Here is an 18822-nt window from a genome sequence, read left to right as displayed (position 1 = left end):
CTGCAATCAAAAAGTTGATGTAATCGTTCTCGTTGACTTTGGGTGGATTCATTCTTTGGTTTTACTCCAACTCCCCCTTTTTCTCAACTGCGTAACTCCTGTTTGGATTGCACTTTGGTTAAGCTGCAATCACAACGATCGCCACAATCTTCATTATATCGTCGCTATCATGCGCTAAAGGTAACAGTGGCTTGCCTTTACCTCGTGGATGGTTTGCAATAGTTCACGGGTAGTAAAGGGTTTAGCCAAAAATCGCTGGACTCCCAACTGTTCAATTTGAGCTACCGTTTCTGTCGAGGCAAGCCCACTCATGGCGATGATGGGAATGTAGGGATTGAGTTTTTGTAGAATTGGGATCGTGTCGATGCCATTCAAAGAGGGCATCATGATGTCGAGCAAGACCCCGTCAATTTGATCGGGGTATTGGCTACACAGGGCGATCGCCTCAGTGCCATTGTGAGCCACCAATACCCGGTAGTTGTAGGATTCTAGGGCTAATTTGGTCATATCACAAATTGCGGTTTCATCGTCTACAACCAAAATCAATTCTTGCTGCCCTGAGAGCAACTCCCAATCTACTGATACTTGAGCCGTCATCGCCTCGATCGCCGGAAGATAGATTTGAAACTGGCTACCGTTGCCAACCTGACTCTGAACCTCGACAAAGCCTCCATGACTTTTGATAATACCGAGCACGGCCGATAAACCCAATCCGGTTCCCTGACCAATGTCTTTCGTGGTAAAAAAGGGGTCAAAAATACGATTGATAATCTCTGGCGCAATTCCGACCCCTGTATCTTTCACGGTGCTCACCACATAGGGACCGGGTTTTGCTTCCAGATAACGACGGGCTTGCTGTTCATCCACCCACAAATTACGAACCCCCAGGCTCAAAATGCCTCCGGTTGGCATGGCATCCCGCGCATTCACACAGAGATTCATCAACACCTGATGCAGTTGTGTGATATCTGCCGACACCAGCCAGAGATCAGTAGCAATATCGGTCTGAATATCAATCGATTTGTTGCAGAGCGTTTCTTGCAAAATCTTTTTAATTTCAGAGATCAGCGATCCCATCTGAAGTGAGATGCGTTTGCCCTCAACCCCACGCGCAAAGGACAAAATTTGCTTGACGAGATCGGCTCCTCGTTTGGCACTCGTATTCAGCATGGTGAGCATCTGCCGATTTCTCTCATCCAGGTTTTGCAGCTTGAGAGAAAGGAGTTGGGCGATCGTCAAAATGGGAGTCAGAATATTATTCAAATCGTGAGCAATGCCACTCGCCAGCGTCCCTAAACTTTCTAGTCGCTGTGCCTGCAAAAATTGCGCTTCAAATTGTTTTTTCTCTGTGATGTCAATGTGAACGCCTAACATTCGTAGAGGTATATCCGTTTCATCACAAAAGACTTTACTTTTTGCGGCAATCCAATGAACAGTCCCATCCGGATGAACAATGCGGAACTCGGTGTTTAAACCTTCTCCGGTGTGAACTGCGTGCCAAAATTCTTGTTCTGTTTTAGTGCGATCGCCCGGATGTAGCGTTTTTGCCCACTGCTCATACTGCCCTGCAAAACTACCCGGAGACAACCCATACAAAGACTCCAGTTCTGCACTCCAGGTAACTTCATTCGATCGAATATTCCACTCAAACGTGCCTATTTGTGCTGCTTTTTGAGCCAATTCTAATCGCTCTTGGGCTTGTCGATGACTACTAATTTCTTGCTTCAACAATTCATTGGTTGTTTCAAGCTCAGCCGTCCGCTCTTGCACGCGCACTTCTAACGCTTCGTTTGCTTCTCGCAATGCCTCAGAAGCCTGTTTGCGCTCGATCGCATAGCGCAGCGATCGCACGAGCAACTCCCCATTCACCTGTCGCTTCACCAGATAATCCTGAGCACCCTGGCGCACAGCTTCGAGTGCCAATTCGTTGTCATTCGTATTTGTTAAAACAACGATTGGTAATTGTGGAGCAACACTGGTCAACGTATCGATAGAGATTAATCCCTGACTATCGGGCAGGGTCAAATCTAACAACACAACATTGAAATGATTTTGAGTGAGGCAATTAACGCCATCACCCAGTCGCTTAACGTGGTCTAGATGAAACTGAAGTGGGATGGTTGCTTTGAGGATTTCGTGCAGAAATCTAGCTTCTGCGGCACTATCCTCAATTAATAAAATGTCCATACAACCGTTGACATACGCGACGTAGCACTAGAACTGTAAAAGCCGTTGACGTAGACGCAACCTGATCGGGATCATGTCACTTGGACACGAACCATTAAGCCTGATTGAAATCAGATTCTTCTAACTCAGGCAATGTAGCTGTTTCTAACCAGAACTCCTCAATCCCTCTGACAATTTTGAACAGTTGGCTGAGATTACGGGATTTGGAGATGTAGCAGTTCACATGCAGGTCATAACTCTTGAGAATGTCTTCTTCATTGCGCGAAGTACTGAGCACCACCACCGGAATGTGCCTCAAGTTGGGATCAGCTTTAATCTCAGCCAAAACTTCTCGACCATCCTTTTTCGGCAAATTTAAATCTAGCAGGATGAGGTCTGGACGGGGCGCATCCTCATACTCCCCGTCCTGTCGCAGATATGCCATTGCCGCAACCCCATCTCTGACTGTTATCACCTGGTGCTGTTTGGCACTCAGCTTTAACGCCTCTTGAATTAATCGAATATCAGCTCGATTATCTTCGATTAAAAAGATGGTTTTGCTTCTTGCGTCCGTTTGCATGATCGCGATCGCGTCCTCCCACCGGGATTGTGAAGCGGAATATTGACCCTTGACCTAACGCAGACTCAACCCAGATGCGTCCACGGTGACACTCGACAATCTTTTTGCAGATCGCCAACCCCATGCCCATGCCGGGATATTCTTCACGGGTATGGAGTCGCTGGAAGATGACAAAAATGCGATCGCCAAACTGGGGATCAATGCCAATGCCATTGTCTTCTACCGAGAACAACCAGGCATCTTCTTGTCGTTCTGCGCTGATGTGAATTCTGGGAGGTTGGTCTGCTTTTTGGAACTTAATTGCATTGCCGATCAAGTTCTGGAACAACTGCATCAACTGGGTGTGGTCTGCAATCACCGTTGGCAGAGAACCGTAGGTCACAACCGCGCCACTCTCAAGAACACGTCCCCGCAGATTGGCTAACGCTTGAGTCAGCGCGATTTCGACTTCAGTCAGAGCACATTCGATGCCCTGCAAGTCAACCTTAGAATAGGCCAACACATCATCAATCAGGGTTTGCATCAGACCCACTCCCTCAACTGCAAACCCGATGAAATCTTTGGCATCCTCATCCAGTTGATCGTTGTAGCGCATCTCTAGAAGCTGCACATAATTGGCAACCTGGTTGAGCGGTTCCTGCAAATCATGGGAGGCGATGTAAGCAAACTTTTTCAACTCAGCGTTCGATCGCTCCAAATCGTGTGCCAACTGAGCCAACTCATCCGCTTGTTTCAACACAATGTTAACGATCGCTTTTCTCAACTCCAACGCTGCATTGACTTCAACCGACTTCCAGGGCAGCGATCGCAACCGTACCGTTTCTTTCCACAACTCAAAGGACTTGCGCGGACACAAGCGAGTTTGCCCTTCCGTTTGTTTCACCTCAAATGCCTTATTGGGATCACCCCCCCAATTCACCGTTTGAATCACTTCAGGACGGAACCACAACACATAATTCCGCTTGGAAATAGGAATGGCTAATAAGCCACTTGCCACATCTTTAAAGCGTTCCGCATCCGCATACAACTGCGCCAGAGAATCCGTGCAAAAAACATCATCATCGACGTTTTTAGCCAACCACTGCACCAAATAGTTCAGGTCTTCCTCATTGGGAGTGCGCCCAATGGTTGTCCAGGTGCCACCAAAGGCGATCGCCGCTCCTTGAGCGTTAGCTAAGTCTAAAAGGCTCGGTTCATGCTTGGTCAAACCATCAATAAAACTATCCTCTTGTGACATATATTCAACCAACAGAGATTGAATGTATGCCAGTTGCATTCGATAGTCATAATCAGCCGTTTCTTCACGAGTCGAGAGTTCTGAAAAGATGACTCGCCCCAAGAATTCGCAAGCCTTTCGCAACTCATAGGAAACATATTTAGGAGTGCGATGATGGCAGGCAATTAATCCCCAAAGTTTCTGATCTTTGATCAAGGAAATCGTCAATGACGACCCCACTTCCATGTTGTGCAAATACTCCATATGGCAGGAATAAGCACTCCTCAAAATGGAATGCGTCAGGTCAGTAGGTTGTTGCGTGAGCGGATTTTGCAGCGGATAAATTGCAACGGACTCAGCGTGGGAATCGGGAATCAAGCGAATCCAGTTTGAGCCAAACAATTTGCGGGCAGGGGTGGGAATATCTGACTCTGGAAAATGGAGTCCCAAGTAGGGTTCCATCTCATCCAGTTTTTCTTCAGCCAAAACGGTTCCATGTCCGTCATCATCAAACTTGTAGAGCATGACGCGATCGAACCCTGTCACTTTACGCACTTCCTGCACAATGATTTGGCAAAAATCATTCAGGTTAGGGCTTTCTTCTAGTTGACTAATGGATGCTTTGGCTAAGTGATAAAAGCTGAGAAATGGGATGTTCTCTTGTGACAAAGCTGGCTCTAATTCCAGAATTAAAATTCCATCGACATTGCGATGAAACACCGCATCAAAAACAAGATAATCATCCCCTTTACGCCGAATCCAAACCTTCGCAGGATTGATCAAGTCTAGATTGCCCTCTAACAAGCCTTCTTTGAAGCGATCGACTTGAAATGGATCGAGGATCTCCTCCAATGTTTTCTGCAACATATCTTGAGGAGAAATGCCCAACAGCATTGTTGTATTGCTGCTGGTTTGCAAAACTCTCAGGTCAGGCTCTTGTAAAACGAGCAAGATTCCATGCGGTTGAATCTGAGTAGAGATATGAATCGGTGGCTGCTTGAGTTGAGTTAAATTAACGCTTTGAGACTGACTATTGATTCCCACCATAAATCTACCTCTGTAACAGTGAACCCAAAAAAGGATGAATGGCTGTCAGGTTGTCAAGCCAGCAACCACTAACACACTCTAACTAGTACAGCAAAAAATAAGTTTTGAAAGGGGTGAAGGGGTGAAACCCCTTCTTGGGGGCGAAGCCCCCAAACCCTCTACATTGCAGAACTTTGTGTTCGCAACACTAGTGTGAAAGATTCAAATTCTACTTTGTAAAACCATGCATTTTATTGAATTCAATTAGATCAATTCAACAAAAAATTTACAGAATTTATTGCTGAATTTAAGCCCTAACTGTACTCAATATTGCAACCCAAACTTGCAAATTCAATTTTCATCATCAGCATATCTCGGAAGATTGAGGAAAATTAGAAGTAATTGTTAAATGAATCAGAATCTTGCTTGAAGCACTATTAATTATCTTTCGGTTTATTAATGTGTGTTGTCAAACTATTTCCATCCGTTAAGAGAAGATGGATCCAAAATCTCAAATCCTATCATAGAAATCCCCTATTCAAAAGACTTTGGGCGATTATAGTGACCCAAGTTATGTTTCATTTTGAGTGAGTTATCACTCCATCGGAAGCGTAACAATTTCTAACCAAAAATCTTTGATTTTTTTAGCGATCGCCAATAATTCTTGGGTGTCATCGGACTTAATGACATAACAGTTACTTTGTAAGGCATAGCACTGAAAAATATCAGCTTGATCGGCTGACGTCGTTAATATAATCAGCGGAATTCGCTTGAGCTTTGGATTGGTCTTAATCTCTGTAATAAATTGCTTACCTTCATTCTCAAACTCCTTAAGGTTAAGCAAGATTAAATCGGGGCGAGCCACAGTTGTATTTTCTTCGGCTTGGCTCAAATAGTGAGTGGCTTGAACTACGTTATTTTGCACCACAATTCGTTGCGGCATCTCCTCATTCTGCAATGCAGTTTGAAGTACCTGAGCATGATTCGCATCACTTTCAATAATGAGGATTGTCCTTGAAGCCGTGCGTTCTTCCATATCTGTTCAAGCCACGAATTTAGCTCACTCAATATTAGAGGGTGTTTGAAAGGTAGCAAATAACCTTTTACACGGCTCAATTCAACTAATAGCTATAGCGGTTCTCAACAGGGTGAAGTCCGTCAAACCATGAGGGAGCCAAGCTATACAAGGAGTCAAGAAAGTTGGTTGTACTGCACTCAACTAACAATCTGGAGATGAATTGGCGTTTTAGAGCGATCGCCACTCTATCCAGGTATTGTAGATTTTTAGGAAACAATTAGTAGATTAAATAGGGTATTGTCTTTTATTTAGATTCAATCCATAATAAAGGAGTCAAAAGAAAAGGCTGATGCAGTTGACGCAAGGCTGATGACTTGAAATTCCTCTCAAAAGCTTTCATGTTCGTCAGATGATAGAAATGCTCAAGTGTGTCATGACCTGAAGGATACGGTTCACAGAAAATACTCTATTCAACTCAATCCACCTACTGAAGAGGTGCCACACATGATTACAATTCGTCCTGCTCAAGAACGCGGTGTTGCTAATTTCGGTTGGTTAGATAGTCGCCACACCTTTTCCTTTGGAAATTACTACGATCCGGCTCACATGGGCTTTGCCGATCTGCGAGTGATTAATGAAGACAAAGTGACTCCAGGGCAAGGCTTTGGCACTCACGGTCACCGCGATATGGAGATCATTTCCTACGTTTTAGAGGGTGCATTAGAGCATAAAGACAGCATCGGTACGGGTTCGGTGATTCGCCCCGGTGACGTGCAGCGGATGTCTGCCGGAACAGGCATTATGCATAGCGAATTCAACGCTTCTAACGCTGACCCTGTTCACTTTTTGCAAATCTGGATTCTGCCCGAACGCAAAGGCATTGAACCCGGTTATGAGCAAAAAACCTTCTCGACTGAAGAGAAGCAAGGCAAGTTACGCCTCGTTGGCTCTCGCGATGGTCGTGACGGTTCCATCACGATTCATCAAGATGTCAATTTGTATGCCACTGCGTTGAAAGCAGGTGACACAGTTGAACATACATTAGCTAGCGATCGCGTCGTCTGGGTACAGGTTGCACGCGGTGCCGTGCAGTTAAACGATCGCCCCCTCTCTGCCGGAGATGGAGCCGCAATTACTCAGGAAAACCTGATCACGCTGCAAGGCGCATCGGATGACGCTGAAGTGCTGTTATTCGATATGGCAGCATAATCCTCTAAGGGCGAAGCATTCGGGCAACAGCCTTTGAATTGATTCAAGATCGGATTTGCCAAATGCTTCGCCCTGATTAAGGCACATCAGTCCCCGTTGACGCACTCCAAATCCTGAACCATTGCTCTCGCGTTAACTTGACGTCTATAGCACCCACAGCCGCCTGAATGCGATCGAGGTTGCCAGTACCCAAAATAGGGACAATATTGGCGGGATGAGTCAACAGCCACGCTAGAGCAACCTGATCCTCTCTAAGTCCGCCGAGTTCCTGCCCAACTTTGGTAAGGCTCGTGTATATCCGCTGGGCTTGTGCCTCTGACCGCTGAAATAGCGCGCCACCCCCCAACGGCGACCACGCCATCGGCGCAATCCGGAGTCGTTGACACTGGTCAAGCGTCCCATCCAGAAATGGGTCTAAATGCAACACAGAGATCTCAATCTGATTTGTGACCAGCGGCACGCTCAACCGAGATGCTAACAAGTCATACTGACTGGGCGTAAAGTTAGAAACGCCCACATAGCGAACTTTGCCACTTTGAATCAGACTCATCAACGCCTCTGCGGTTTCATCGGCATCCATCAACGGGTCAGGACGATGGAGCAGCAGGAGATCGAGATAGTCTGTGTGAAGTTGCTGAAGCGAATTATTGACAGAAGTAAGAATGTGAGCGCGGCTGGTGTCGTAGTGCTTGATCTGGTGTTGAGAACGGTTAGAAGACACTAATTTAATGCCGCATTTGCTAATGAGTTGGAGGCGATCGCGCAGTCCTGGTTCTTTTTGCAACGCTTCCCCAAATAACCCCTCACAGGTGTAATCTCCATAGATATCGGCATGATCAATGGTCGTGATTCCTAAATCCAGGCAAGTGTGTAGAAAATCCAACAAATCCTCAGAGGTCATTTGCCACTCCGCCAGTCGCCACACCCCAACGACCAGACGAGAACAGCGTAAACCTTGAGCATGGAGCGAAAGGGAAGGAACCTGCATCAGATTAAATTGGAATGGGCTTTCAGCTACTAACAGTAACCTTTAAATTGAGAATGGTACTCCACCTAAGGATCGTGGATTAAATAACTTCAGCAACGTCACCCCGCCTACGGCAACTTTTGCCGAGTCAGAGCTACCGTGTACACATCTCTGTTTTCCAATGGAGACACCTGGCTGCTTCCATGAGTTTGAGAACCAGGCATTGGGGGAATTCTCCCCCAAACCCCCATTAGGGGACACCACTGCCTCCCCCAATCCCTCTAGCAGAAGGGGTTTGAGTTACCCCAAAGACGCGCTTCGCATTGGTTCCAAGTACGGGTGCTTCTGATCGAGTTAAAACCTTTGACAAAGGCTCAAAGTCTCCCAGAATTGGGAGATTTAGAGGACTGAGAGGACTTGTGTATACACAGTAGCCAAGTCGGAGAGGGGCAGGTTCGTTTAACAAAAAATCCGATGTGATTGAATTCGTAGTCCTGATAGGAGTTAACCCCAAATCGATCGCCCAGCATACTCGCCAACAGGGATTTTGTACTCTAAAATCCAGAATCTAAAATCCCAAATCACTATGACTCTCAACGCGATCGCCATTCCCGCTAAAACCCAACCTGCCCAAGGGTTGCTTGTCCTGCTTCACGGGTGGGGAGCCAATGCTCAAGACGTGGCTGCTTTAGCCTCTTACTTAAAGTTGCCAGAGTATCAATTCGTCTTCCCGGATGCTCCATTTCCCCATCCTTACAATCCAACTGGTAAGAAGTGGTATGGCTTTCCAGATGACTACGACTTTTGCAGTCGGGACGATTTTCAAGCTAAACCAGACCTACTCCAAAGCCGACAAACCCTGACGGATTGGCTCCTCTCGTTGGAGTCGGCAACTGGAGTTCCCCTCAATCGCACCGTTCTAGCGGGCTTTTCTCAAGGCGGAGCGATGACCCTGGATGTGGGCCTACGCCTTCCCCTGGCAGCTTTAATGGTGCTGAGCGGCTATTTACACACCCCCCTCCAACTTGAAACTCCCCCCGTTGCCCCTGTGTTGATGGTGCATGGCACCCTAGACAACGTTGTGTCGATCACAGCGGCTCGACAGGCACGAGATTCTCTAATTGCAGCAGGAGTTCAACTGGATTATCAAGAATTTGTAATGGGTCACGAAATTCAGCTAGAAATTCTACAGATTATGCAAAGTTTTATAGGAAAGCTACCTCTGCTCTAGGTGAAACCCGAAGAAACGACGTAGGATAGGTGTACGGCTCATCTGGATACGCTATGAGTTGAAGACAGATGTTGCTGAGAAGGAGGGAGTTGAGCATGAAAACACTACATTTTTCTGAACAGGATGTCGCCAAAATGACAGAGACGGACGTCGCTGAATTGGCACAGCGTTTAGATCAAGATGCTTACACCAGTCCTTTTGAAGGTCTAGAGGATTGGCATCTGCTGCGGGCGATCGCCTTTCAGCGTCCAAGTCTGGTAGAACCCTACATGTACTTACTCGACCTAGAGGCATATGACGAAGCCTAAGACGGGCGATCGCCATCGTTTTTGAATCGCTGCTAAGTCAATCGTCAATGGTCAATTGTTCATCGCTCATTACTGACAGTAATCAAGCGGTGAACTTGAGCCATGAAAGGGTGTTTGAAAAGCTTTCAGCTGCTAAAACCGCGCCTATAGGCACAAAGTCTGTAACTTCAGTCGCCAAGTCCACCTAACTTGAACTTCTCAAACATCCTCATAGCATTGGCGATCGACCACAACCACTGACCATTGACATTTGACCATTGACATTGACCATTGACATTGACCACCAACCATTGACCACTGACCATCAACCATTCCATGCAAGGAAAACGAGTTTTAGTCGGCATCGGTGGTGGCATCGCGGCATACAAGGTCTGTGAAGTCATTTCCACGCTTGCCAAAGCAGGAGCCGAGGTTAGAGCTATTTTGACGGAGAGTGCTCAGGCGTTTATCACGCCATTGACGATCGCCACTCTCTCCCGTCACCCTGCCTATACTAATCAAGACTTCTGGCAAGCCAGCCATCACCGTCCCCTGCACATTGAGTTGGGGGAATGGGCGGAGGTGTTTTTGATTGCTCCTCTGACCGCCAACACGCTCGGAAAGTTGGCGTATGGTCTGGCAGACAATCTGCTGACCAACACGGTTTTGGCATCCGCCTGTCCAGTCTTGCTGGCTCCCGCCATGAATACAGAGATGTGGGAGCAGCAATCCGTACAGCGCAACTGGCAACTGGTTCAGAGCGATCGCCGTTATCATGCAGTCGGTCCCGGATCAGGCATTTTGGCGTGCGATCGCGTCGGGGCAGGACGCATGGCAGAGCCTCCAGAGTTGCTGGCTCATCTAGAATCTTTGTTGCACACCAGGGGCGATCGCGATCTGACCGGGAAACACTTTCTCATCAGCGCAGGTGGCACACGCGAGCATCTTGACCCGGTTCGGTTTATCGGCAATCCCTCGACGGGCAAAATGGGGATCGCTCTGGCACAGGCTGCCCTGCATCGGGGAGCCACGGTCACACTGGTTCATGCTCCCATGGATACAGGGTTGTTAACCGGATTACGAGGAGCACGGCTGATCTCAGTAGTCAGTGCCGCTGAAATGCATCGGGCATTGCTGGAATGTTTCCCGGATGCTGATTGGACGGTCATGGCAGCAGCCGTGGGTGATGTCAGCCCCGCTGAATACAGTGCCGAGAAGTTGCCGAAGCGATCGCTCCCCACAACCCTCAATCTCAATTTTGTGCCCGATATCGTAGCAGACCTGAGCAGCCGCAAACAGCCCCATCAAACGATCATTGGCTTTGCTGCCCAAACTGGAGACATCATCACGCCAGCGTTGGATAAGTTGCACCGCAAAAAACTGGATGCGATCGTGGCAAACCCCGTGGATATCAGTGGCAGTGGCTTTGGCAGCGATCAAAACCAAGCCGTTTTTCTAGATAGTCAGGGCAATCAAGTGGTCATTGCTCAGTGCAGTAAGTTACAAATGGCACATCACCTGTTTGATTTTGTAAAGACATTGCCTCTAAGTGACACTGACCTTTCAAACTAAGAGTGTCTCTTGATACCAAAATAGTTGATGCAGTCTTTTCACCTTTCTACTGTTGAGGGGTTGAGACATACTGCATCAACTCTTTGTCAAACCAGAATCTTCTTATGAAAAGCCCTCGTTATCGCAGCCGACGACAGTTTTTACAATTCTCAGCGGCTCTCGTCTCCACCCTGGCTCTATCCAATTGTCAGCGATCGCCTTCTGACTCTGCCGCAACTTCCCCAGAAGCCCCTGCCAGTTCCCCCGCCTCTCCACCTGGCGAACCTCTGCACATCTACACCTGGGCAGACTACTTCGATGAAGAAGTCTACAAACGCTTCACTGAGAAAACAGGCATCGAGGTTGTTGCTGATGTTTACGATGCCAATGAAACGATGCTTGCCAAAATGCAGGCGGGCGGAGGCAACCAGTACAGCATTCTCTATCCCTCCGACTATATGGTGAAGCAGATGATCGAACTCAACCTGCTCGCCACAATGGACAAGTCGCGACTACAGGGACTCGATCAACTGCGCGACAAATGGCAAAGCCCACCCTATGACCCCGACAACGCCCACAGCATTCCCGTCAGTTGGGGCACCACAGGCTTCATCTACAACAGCGAGGTGCTAACAACGGCTCCCGAAGATTGGGATTATCTCTGGGAAAACCAGGATGCCCTCGCTGGCAAAATCACATTGTTAGATGATGTTCGAGAAGTCATGGGAGCCACGCTCAAATCTTTGGGGTATTCCTACAACTCGACCAACCCCCAGGAATTGGAGGAAGCTTACCAGAAACTACGGGAACTGAAACCCGCGATCGCCTCCTTCCAGTCCTTCGGTTGGGAAGATCCACTAATTGCAGGGGATCTCATCCTCAGCATGACCTACTCCATTCTGGGAAATGCACTGCCGCTCGATAACCCCAACCTGAAGTACGTCATCCCCAGCAGTGGCTCCTCCGTCTGGACGGACACAATGGTCATCCCAACAACCGCTCCTAACGTGGATGCCGCCTATGCCTGGATTAACTTCATGCTGGAACCTGAAAATGCCGCCTATGCCGTCGAACGGCTAAAATTTGCGACCCCCAGCCAAGCTGCATTTGACCTGTTACCGGGTGAACTCAAGGACAACACAAATCTCTTCCCCACCGCTGAAATGTTGGCGAAGTGCGAGGGTATCGCGTCGGTTGGTGACACCATCGACCTGTATGACCAATATTGGACTGAACTGAAGAGTGCTTGATCAATAACCTCTCATCAGAGTATATACTGGGGTCAGTGATCGCCTTCAAGAATGAGGGCGATCGCCCGATTCCTGTGGATACCTGTTTATTCACCTGTCAACACTCTATAAATTTGGTGCATGATGTATTTCCTTATTGCCGTGATCGCGGCTCTTGCGTATACGGTGGGTGGCGTTTTTATGAAACTCTCGTCTGGGTTTTCTCAACTCGTCCCCAGCGTGATGGTCTATCTGCTTTTTCTGGTCGGTGCTAGCCTGCAAATCTATCTCACCAACAATTCCCACCTTGGAATTACCTACATTTTGGTCTTGGGATTAGAAGCCGTCTGCGCTGCTCTGTTCAGTGCTCTCCTGTTTAAGGAGGGCTACACAGCCTTCACAATCATTGGAATCATGTTGGTCGTGGCAGGTACTGCTTTTTTGCGGGCAGAAGCCGGATAAAGCTCGGTTCCAACCGACTCAAGACAAACACGCAATCACTCCTAAATATCAACCAACAGGCGATCGCAACCGATCGCCTTTTTTGTTAGTTCTGCCGCAGCGCAGATGCCAATCCACCTCATTTTTTGAGACAAGTGGCAGAATAGGGATACGTCCGCTGTGATTTGCCGTCATGAAGTCATGTCAGCGATGGCGATAAATCGTTCCTTACAAGGATCCCCCGAATCCTGATAATGCGTTAATATTAGTTAACAATAAAAATTACAGTGAAATTTGCAAAGGTTAAAACCCATACGAGAAGGCAAACTTAGTGAGCTTTTGCAATATGATGACAGCCTTCACATCAACATTAGGAGGATGAGCCTCGGTGAATAAGCGGTGGAGAAATGCGGGATTGTATGCTCTTCTGGTCGTAGTCGTCATTTTCTTGGCGACAGCATTGTTAGATCGACCGGGTGACAGCAGAGCAACTTGGCGATATAGCCAATTCGTTCAGGAAGTTGAGCAAAACCGGGTTGAGAAGGTGACGATCAGTGCCGATCGCACTAGAGCGCAAGCTACAACTCGTGCAGGGGAAAAAGTGGATGTCAATTTGCCCAATGACCCCGAATTGCTGACCATTCTGAACCAAAACGACGTTGACATTTCTGTCTCACCTCAAACAGACGACAACGTTTGGGCACGAGTCTTAAGTACCTTGCTCATTCCGTTCCTGTTATTGGTGGTGTTGTTCTTCGTCTTGCGACGCGCCCAAAATGGTCCTGGTAGTCAGGCAATGAATTTTGGCAAATCGAGAGCCAGAGTGCAGATGGAGCCTCAAACTCAGGTCACCTTCTCCGATGTTGCGGGTATCGACCAGGCGAAATTGGAACTGGCAGAGGTCGTAGACTTCCTGAAGAATGCCGATCGCTTCACAGCAGTGGGTGCCAAGATCCCCAAAGGTGTGCTACTGGTTGGTCCTCCTGGAACGGGCAAAACCCTGTTGGCGCGTGCTGTAGCCGGTGAAGCAGGCGTTCCCTTCTTTTCAATCTCCGGTTCCGAATTTGTGGAAATGTTTGTCGGTGTCGGTGCTTCTCGTGTCCGTGACCTGTTTGAGCAAGCTAAAACTAACGCCCCCTGTATCGTGTTTATCGATGAAATCGATGCGGTCGGTCGTCAACGGGGTGCTGGCTTGGGCGGCGGTAACGATGAACGCGAACAGACTCTTAACCAGCTATTGACTGAGATGGATGGTTTTGAGGGCAATACGGGGATTATCATCATCGCAGCTACCAACCGTCCTGATGTATTGGATGCGGCTCTGTTGCGTCCCGGTCGCTTTGACCGTCAGGTAGTGGTCGATCGCCCCGACTATGCTGGTCGTCTGGAAATCCTCAACGTCCATGCTCGCGGCAAGACTCTGGCGAAAGACGTGGATCTGGAAAAGATTGCCCGTCGTACTCCCGGTTTCACCGGAGCCGATCTGGCTAACCTGTTGAACGAAGCGGCAATTTTAGCGGCTCGTCGTAACCTGACTGAGATCTCAATGGATGAGGTCAACGATGCGATCGATCGCGTGTTGGCAGGTCCAGAGAAGAAAGACCGCGTTATGAGCGAAAAGCGCAAAGCTCTGGTGGCTTATCACGAAGCAGGTCACGCTCTGGTTGGTGCCCTCATGCCTGACTATGACCCTGTACAGAAAATCAGCATTATTCCTCGTGGTCGTGCGGGTGGTTTGACCTGGTTCACTCCCAGCGAAGATCGGATGGACTCTGGGTTATATTCCCGTTCCTATCTGCAAAATCAGATGGCGGTTGCGTTGGGTGGTCGTCTCGCTGAAGAGATCGTCTTCGGTGAAGAGGAAGTCACGACAGGTGCTTCCAATGACCTGCAACAGGTGGCTCGTGTAGCACGTCAGATGGTAACTCGGTTTGGGATGAGCGATCGCCTCGGTCCTGTGGCATTGGGTCGTCAGCAAGGCAACATGTTCCTCGGTCGAGATATCGCCGCAGAGCGTGACTTCTCTGAAGAAACCGCAGCCGCGATCGACGACGAAGTCCGCAACTTGGTGGATCAAGCTTATCGTCGTGCCAAGACAGTCCTTCTAGAGAACCGCAAAGTGCTCGATACTCTGGCAGAGATCCTGATTGAGCGCGAAACCGTTGACTCTGAAGAGTTGCAAGAATTGTTAGCAACCAACGATGTCAAGATGGCATCGATCGCCTAGTCTTCTCCTAATCAAGGGTTAACTAAAACTCCGACTTCTCAAAAAAAGAAGTCGGAGTTTTTTTGAGACTGGGGATTTTTCTAGTGAAGCATCCGTTCCCGGCGGGCTAAGTTTCGTTCAAAGTTACAAATATCATCATTCTCCGCAACTTCTCGACGATACAAGTGGGGATCTTGTTCGTAGCTATAGGTATCGCGGTTGTAAACCGTTTCAGCAGACCGATTGCCACCCGTTAGAGGACGATATACTCCTCTGACCCGCTCTTCATAATCCTGGTCAATCTCAAGGTCGTGGCTAAATTCCGGCAGATGTTCTACCTGTTCTTTGGTTAGCCCATTCACATTAACTCGTTTGGCATCATAATCAAAATGAGCCAAGCCAATGGGCAACAACACTGTTTTACCGAACACCCAAAACCCAGTGTCTATGATCAAATAGCGAAACAACCCTTCCTGTTCATCGACAAGCACATCTTTGACAGTACCAACGCGATCGCCTGCGGCATAGACGTGAAAGGAATCTAAGGAGAAGTTATCGTTGTTGTTACCGCTTTCGACGCTGGAATACATGTCTTTGAGTTTGATCAGAGCCATCGTTGATCCTGCCTCCAATGGACTACACCAACAGGGTATGAAAGTCGTCTGAGGAATTCATCAGGCAGAGGGAAGAAGAAGAGGGAAAAAAGAAGAAAGAAGAAGGAAAAAAGAAGAAAGAAGGTAGATCAGATTTTTTGGTTATGTTGAATCAGGACTGGTTAAAACTTGCGCAACAGCATCGAGCGATCGCTGTGATTCGTGCCTCTGATTGGTTAGTGGGATATCAGATGGCAAAAGCGGTTGCGGCGGGTGGTATGAAGCTGATTGAGATTACCTGGAACAGCGATCGCCCCGGTGATTTAGTGGAACGACTTCGAGCCGATTTGCCCATGTGTCATATTGGTGTGGGCACTGTGTTGGAACGGGAGCATTTATTACAGGCGATCGCGGCTGGGGCTGAGTTTTGCTTTACGCCTCACACCAGTTTAGACCTGTTGCATCTGGCGTTAGATCGGGGAATAGCGATGATCCCTGGTGCGCTGACCCCCACTGAGATCGTCACTGCATGGCAAGCGGGAGCCGCCAGCGTCAAGGTCTTCCCGATTCAATCCGTAGGAGGAGCTATGTATATCAAGAACTTGCAGGCTCCCCTCGGCTCTATCCCCCTCATTCCCACGGGAGGAGTCACCCCCGAAAATGCCCAATCGTTTATAGAAGCAGGAGCGATCGCGGTTGGCTTATCGGGTCAGTTGTTTCCTAAACAGGCGATCGCGCTAGGGGATTGGGAATCGGTGACACGGCAGGCTGAGATGTTGATGCAGATTAGAGACGCGATTAATCGCGTCTGTACTCGCGATATCTGTACTTTTCCTGGTTCCTAGCCTCTGGCTGGGAACCAGGATTTGGAGGCTCTGCCTCCGGCACGGCATAACAAGGCAGAGCTTTGTTACGAGAGGCAAAAATTTTCTTTTTTCTCTCTTCCTCTGATTTTTCCAACGGTGTGATCGGGGTTAATTTCCACGACCAGATCCACGATCGCCTCTTGCACTAATGGTTCAATAAATAGCTGCGGGTGGAGCGATCGCCAGAAGTATTCAACAAACTGGTTAATCTCGTCATCGCTCATCCCCGAACGCCCGGAGGCAACCATTTGCTGTTCAGCCTCACGTCGCCACTGTTGGCTGAGTCGATAGTCGGTCGGATGGAGCACCATCAGGTGATCGAGTTGATCCCACAGGGGCACGTAGTCGTGCAACCGAGCATTACAATCACGGGCAAACTGGCGATCGCTCTCAGTTTCGATGGGTGATGGTGCCGTGTCAAAGGCAGATGGGTCGGTGGGTCGAACTCCAACGAACCATCCCTCAAAGAGCAAGATATCGATTGAGGAAACACGCTCAGGAGTCGTGCGATCGCCCATGCCATTCCAGGCTGATTTGTCGAACCGTGGGATCTCAATGGGTTCCGTTAAATAGCCTTGTCGTAAGCGTTGCAACACCTGCAACCCCAAGTTTACATCATGAGTGCCGGGGGGTCCGCGCCAACGCAATCGAGGATCAGCCTGCTGCAATTGCTGGCGATCGGCATAGGTTTTGTAGAGATCATCCAGGGATAAACAACAGACCTGTTTTCCCATCTGATTCAAAATAAGTTTCAGCATTGCAGCCAGGGTTGTTTTGCCTGTACCCTGTCCACCCAAGATGCCCTGAATCAAGGGGCGATCGAGTTTGTCCTGCATGGTCGCGAGTTGCAGAGCCAGGGGTAACCAGAGCCGCCACAACGTTTCCAGAGGCTGTTGATGGAGGGGGCGATCGCCCCAAACTTGTTGAACTTGAGGGTAGATCTGACGCAACAGGTGCGATCGCTCTATGACTGTTGCCTCTGCGGTGTTTGCTGTCACCCCAAACGCTTCACACTCTTGCGGAGCGACGAGCAGATGTTGAACCAGAGCATCTCGTAATGTGGCTATCAGTCTCGGTTCATTTAGAACAGACCGAAGCAGGGTATTGAGTTGACTGTCGCGATCGCCTCGTTCCGTCATCGGTGTCCCTAACTACCCAACTTAAACGCCTCAATAAAGAAGCCATAGATTAACCCAATCTTAATGCCGTTGAGAATGTCTAAAAAAATGCCGCGCTGTGGATTGTTTGATGAGGTTCTGGGTGGTTGAGGACGATACACCAACCAACTACTAATCTCAGTAAATCCCACCAACACCACCGCTGCAACAATATCCCAATCGGCGTTTTGCCCCGAAACGGTAGAAATTGCCGTAGCTAAAAAATTGCCAAATAGCACGCTAATCATCACCAGAGACACTCGTCGCCAGGGGTTACGCAACCAGCTAAACGATCGCTCTAAAACAGCATCCACAATACGATTCAAGCGTGTGTTTTGCATACTGTCAGTTCCAATTCAGATAAACCCAAACTCCTCTTCCAACTCTACAAAAAGAGAATTGACTTGCGAATCGATCGGGTGAGATGGCCATAACTCGCCAGCAATTGACTAGAGTAGAGATGAGGGTGACGATGGGAGATGAGACCAATGAAACAAACCAGACTTAGACTGTATCTCATCATCCTAGGGTTGTTAGGGCTAGGACTCATTGTATTGCTCCTCAGTCGTTTTAATTTTACAGTTCAAGTCGAATCTCCCTCCTCTGATCAACCGACAACACAACCAACCCCCTCTCCGTCAGCAGATCGTCCCACCACTCCGACGCCATCCGTCACTCCCACGCCAAGCTCGACACCAACTCCCCAACCGACTCCCACCTCACAGGCATTTCGCCAAGGGAACTTGCGGGTCAGCAATCAGACCGAGCATCCGATTCGGGTTGCATTGCTCTATCAACGAACGCGAAATGATGTTGAATCAGAGCCTAATAGCACAGGGTACGGTGAGCCTGTCCATTGGGATTTTGCACCCAATGAGGGCAGCACAAAAGGATTGATTTTGTCCCTCCCGACTGCTGAGCTAAAGCTGCAAACCGGAGATATATTGGTGGCGTTTGCTCAAGATGGTTCTCGTCGCTATTGGGGTCCCTATGTGGTCGGTGAGACGATCGCCCCCGTGTGGGACAACAACGTCAGCGAGTGGCAACTAATTTTGCAACCAGAGATCCAGTAGGTTTCT

General features: G+C 48.6%; 19 protein-coding genes. 9 read left to right on the top strand and 10 right to left on the bottom strand.

The window, feature by feature from the left end; translation table 11 throughout:
• Nucleotides 1-174: 174 nt before the first annotated feature.
• The 4 genes from H6G89_RS05990 to H6G89_RS05975 all read right to left on the bottom strand — a co-directional run bounded on the left by H6G89_RS05990 (nt 175) and on the right by H6G89_RS05975 (nt 6024).
• Nucleotides 175-2187 carry an ATP-binding response regulator gene (locus H6G89_RS05990; protein ID WP_190504333.1) on the bottom strand — a complete coding sequence of 671 codons (2013 nt, stop codon included), beginning with the start codon at nt 2185-2187 and terminating at the stop codon, nt 175-177.
• Between the two features lie 94 nt (nt 2188-2281).
• Entirely contained in the window at nt 2282-2746 is a 465-nt protein-coding gene (locus H6G89_RS05985) for a response regulator (protein ID WP_190504332.1), read from the bottom strand.
• Nucleotides 2700-5009, bottom strand: a complete 2310-nt coding sequence (locus H6G89_RS05980; RefSeq protein ID WP_190504331.1) for a sensor histidine kinase — start codon at nt 5007-5009, stop codon at nt 2700-2702. Before H6G89_RS05980 ends, H6G89_RS05985 begins: the two co-directional genes overlap by 47 nt.
• A gap of 574 nt (nt 5010-5583) precedes the next feature.
• Nucleotides 5584-6024 (bottom strand): response regulator, encoded by a 441-nt coding sequence (locus H6G89_RS05975; protein ID WP_190504330.1) that lies wholly within the window; start codon nt 6022-6024, stop codon nt 5584-5586.
• 486 nt (nt 6025-6510) lie between these two features.
• Here H6G89_RS05975 and H6G89_RS05970 point away from each other — a divergent pair, with 486 nt between their 5' ends.
• Nucleotides 6511-7215 carry a pirin family protein gene (locus H6G89_RS05970; protein WP_190504329.1) on the top strand — a complete coding sequence of 235 codons (705 nt, stop codon included), beginning with the start codon at nt 6511-6513 and terminating at the stop codon, nt 7213-7215.
• 76 nt (nt 7216-7291) lie between these two features.
• Here H6G89_RS05970 and H6G89_RS05965 read toward each other — a convergent pair whose 3' ends face one another.
• Nucleotides 7292-8203, bottom strand: coding sequence for an aldo/keto reductase (locus H6G89_RS05965; protein WP_190504328.1), 912 nt, complete (start codon nt 8201-8203; stop codon nt 7292-7294).
• A gap of 565 nt (nt 8204-8768) precedes the next feature.
• Between H6G89_RS05965 and H6G89_RS05960 the strand changes: the two genes are divergently transcribed.
• The gene (locus H6G89_RS05960) at nt 8769-9413 is read left to right on the top strand and encodes an alpha/beta hydrolase (protein ID WP_190504327.1); all 645 of its coding nucleotides are present in this window, start codon (nt 8769-8771) and stop codon (nt 9411-9413) included.
• 95 nt (nt 9414-9508) lie between these two features.
• On the top strand, nt 9509-9721 hold the full coding sequence (isiD, locus tag H6G89_RS05955; RefSeq protein WP_190504326.1) for a protein IsiD: 213 nt from the start codon (nt 9509-9511) through the stop codon (nt 9719-9721).
• 167 nt (nt 9722-9888) lie between these two features.
• Here the strand turns inward: isiD and H6G89_RS05950 are convergent, their stop codons facing one another.
• The gene (locus H6G89_RS05950) at nt 9889-10026 is read right to left on the bottom strand and encodes a hypothetical protein (RefSeq protein ID WP_190504325.1); all 138 of its coding nucleotides are present in this window, start codon (nt 10024-10026) and stop codon (nt 9889-9891) included.
• Nucleotides 10027-10036: 10 nt separating this feature from the next.
• Here H6G89_RS05950 and coaBC point away from each other — a divergent pair, with 10 nt between their 5' ends.
• The 3 genes from coaBC (at nt 10037) to H6G89_RS05935 (ending at nt 12942) form a co-directional block, all read left to right on the top strand.
• Nucleotides 10037-11272: a bifunctional phosphopantothenoylcysteine decarboxylase/phosphopantothenate--cysteine ligase CoaBC gene (coaBC, locus tag H6G89_RS05945; protein WP_190504324.1), complete on the top strand. Its 1236-nt coding sequence runs from the start codon at nt 10037-10039 to the stop codon at nt 11270-11272.
• Between the two features lie 104 nt (nt 11273-11376).
• Nucleotides 11377-12501 (top strand): ABC transporter substrate-binding protein, encoded by a 1125-nt coding sequence (locus H6G89_RS05940; RefSeq protein WP_190504323.1) that lies wholly within the window; start codon nt 11377-11379, stop codon nt 12499-12501.
• A gap of 120 nt (nt 12502-12621) precedes the next feature.
• Nucleotides 12622-12942 (top strand): DMT family transporter, encoded by a 321-nt coding sequence (locus tag H6G89_RS05935; protein ID WP_190504322.1) that lies wholly within the window; start codon nt 12622-12624, stop codon nt 12940-12942.
• 48 nt (nt 12943-12990) lie between these two features.
• On the opposite strand, the gene H6G89_RS35605 is transcribed toward H6G89_RS05935, so the two are convergent.
• Entirely contained in the window at nt 12991-13116 is a 126-nt protein-coding gene (locus tag H6G89_RS35605) for a hypothetical protein (protein ID WP_255519373.1), read from the bottom strand.
• A 193-nt stretch (nt 13117-13309) separates the two neighbouring features.
• Here H6G89_RS35605 and ftsH3 point away from each other — a divergent pair, with 193 nt between their 5' ends.
• Complete coding sequence (gene ftsH3 / locus H6G89_RS05930; protein WP_190504321.1) at nt 13310-15148, top strand: ATP-dependent zinc metalloprotease FtsH3; 1839 nt, start codon at nt 13310-13312, stop codon at nt 15146-15148.
• Between the two features lie 80 nt (nt 15149-15228).
• On the opposite strand, the gene H6G89_RS05925 is transcribed toward ftsH3, so the two are convergent.
• On the bottom strand, nt 15229-15741 hold the full coding sequence (locus H6G89_RS05925; RefSeq protein ID WP_199336539.1) for a PRC-barrel domain-containing protein: 513 nt from the start codon (nt 15739-15741) through the stop codon (nt 15229-15231).
• 143 nt (nt 15742-15884) lie between these two features.
• On the opposite strand from H6G89_RS05925, the gene H6G89_RS05920 reads away from it, so the two are divergent.
• Entirely contained in the window at nt 15885-16565 is a 681-nt protein-coding gene (locus tag H6G89_RS05920; protein WP_190504320.1) for a bifunctional 4-hydroxy-2-oxoglutarate aldolase/2-dehydro-3-deoxy-phosphogluconate aldolase, read from the top strand.
• Between the two features lie 65 nt (nt 16566-16630).
• Here the strand turns inward: H6G89_RS05920 and H6G89_RS05915 are convergent, their stop codons facing one another.
• Both H6G89_RS05915 and H6G89_RS05910 read right to left on the bottom strand, forming a co-directional pair.
• Nucleotides 16631-17725 (bottom strand): glycerate kinase, encoded by a 1095-nt coding sequence (locus tag H6G89_RS05915; protein WP_190504319.1) that lies wholly within the window; start codon nt 17723-17725, stop codon nt 16631-16633.
• Nucleotides 17726-17733: 8 nt separating this feature from the next.
• A complete protein-coding gene (locus tag H6G89_RS05910; RefSeq protein WP_190504318.1) occupies nt 17734-18084 on the bottom strand; it encodes a DUF565 domain-containing protein in 351 nt (116 codons plus the stop codon).
• A 147-nt stretch (nt 18085-18231) separates the two neighbouring features.
• Between H6G89_RS05910 and H6G89_RS05905 the strand changes: the two genes are divergently transcribed.
• Nucleotides 18232-18816: a hypothetical protein gene (locus tag H6G89_RS05905; RefSeq protein WP_199336538.1), complete on the top strand. Its 585-nt coding sequence runs from the start codon at nt 18232-18234 to the stop codon at nt 18814-18816.
• Nucleotides 18817-18822 lie beyond the last annotated feature (6 nt).

This window comes from Oscillatoria sp. FACHB-1407 (genome assembly GCF_014697545.1).
GTDB lineage: Bacteria > Cyanobacteriota > Cyanobacteriia > Elainellales > Elainellaceae > FACHB-1407.
This window is presented reverse-complemented; position numbering and strand designations above follow the sequence as displayed.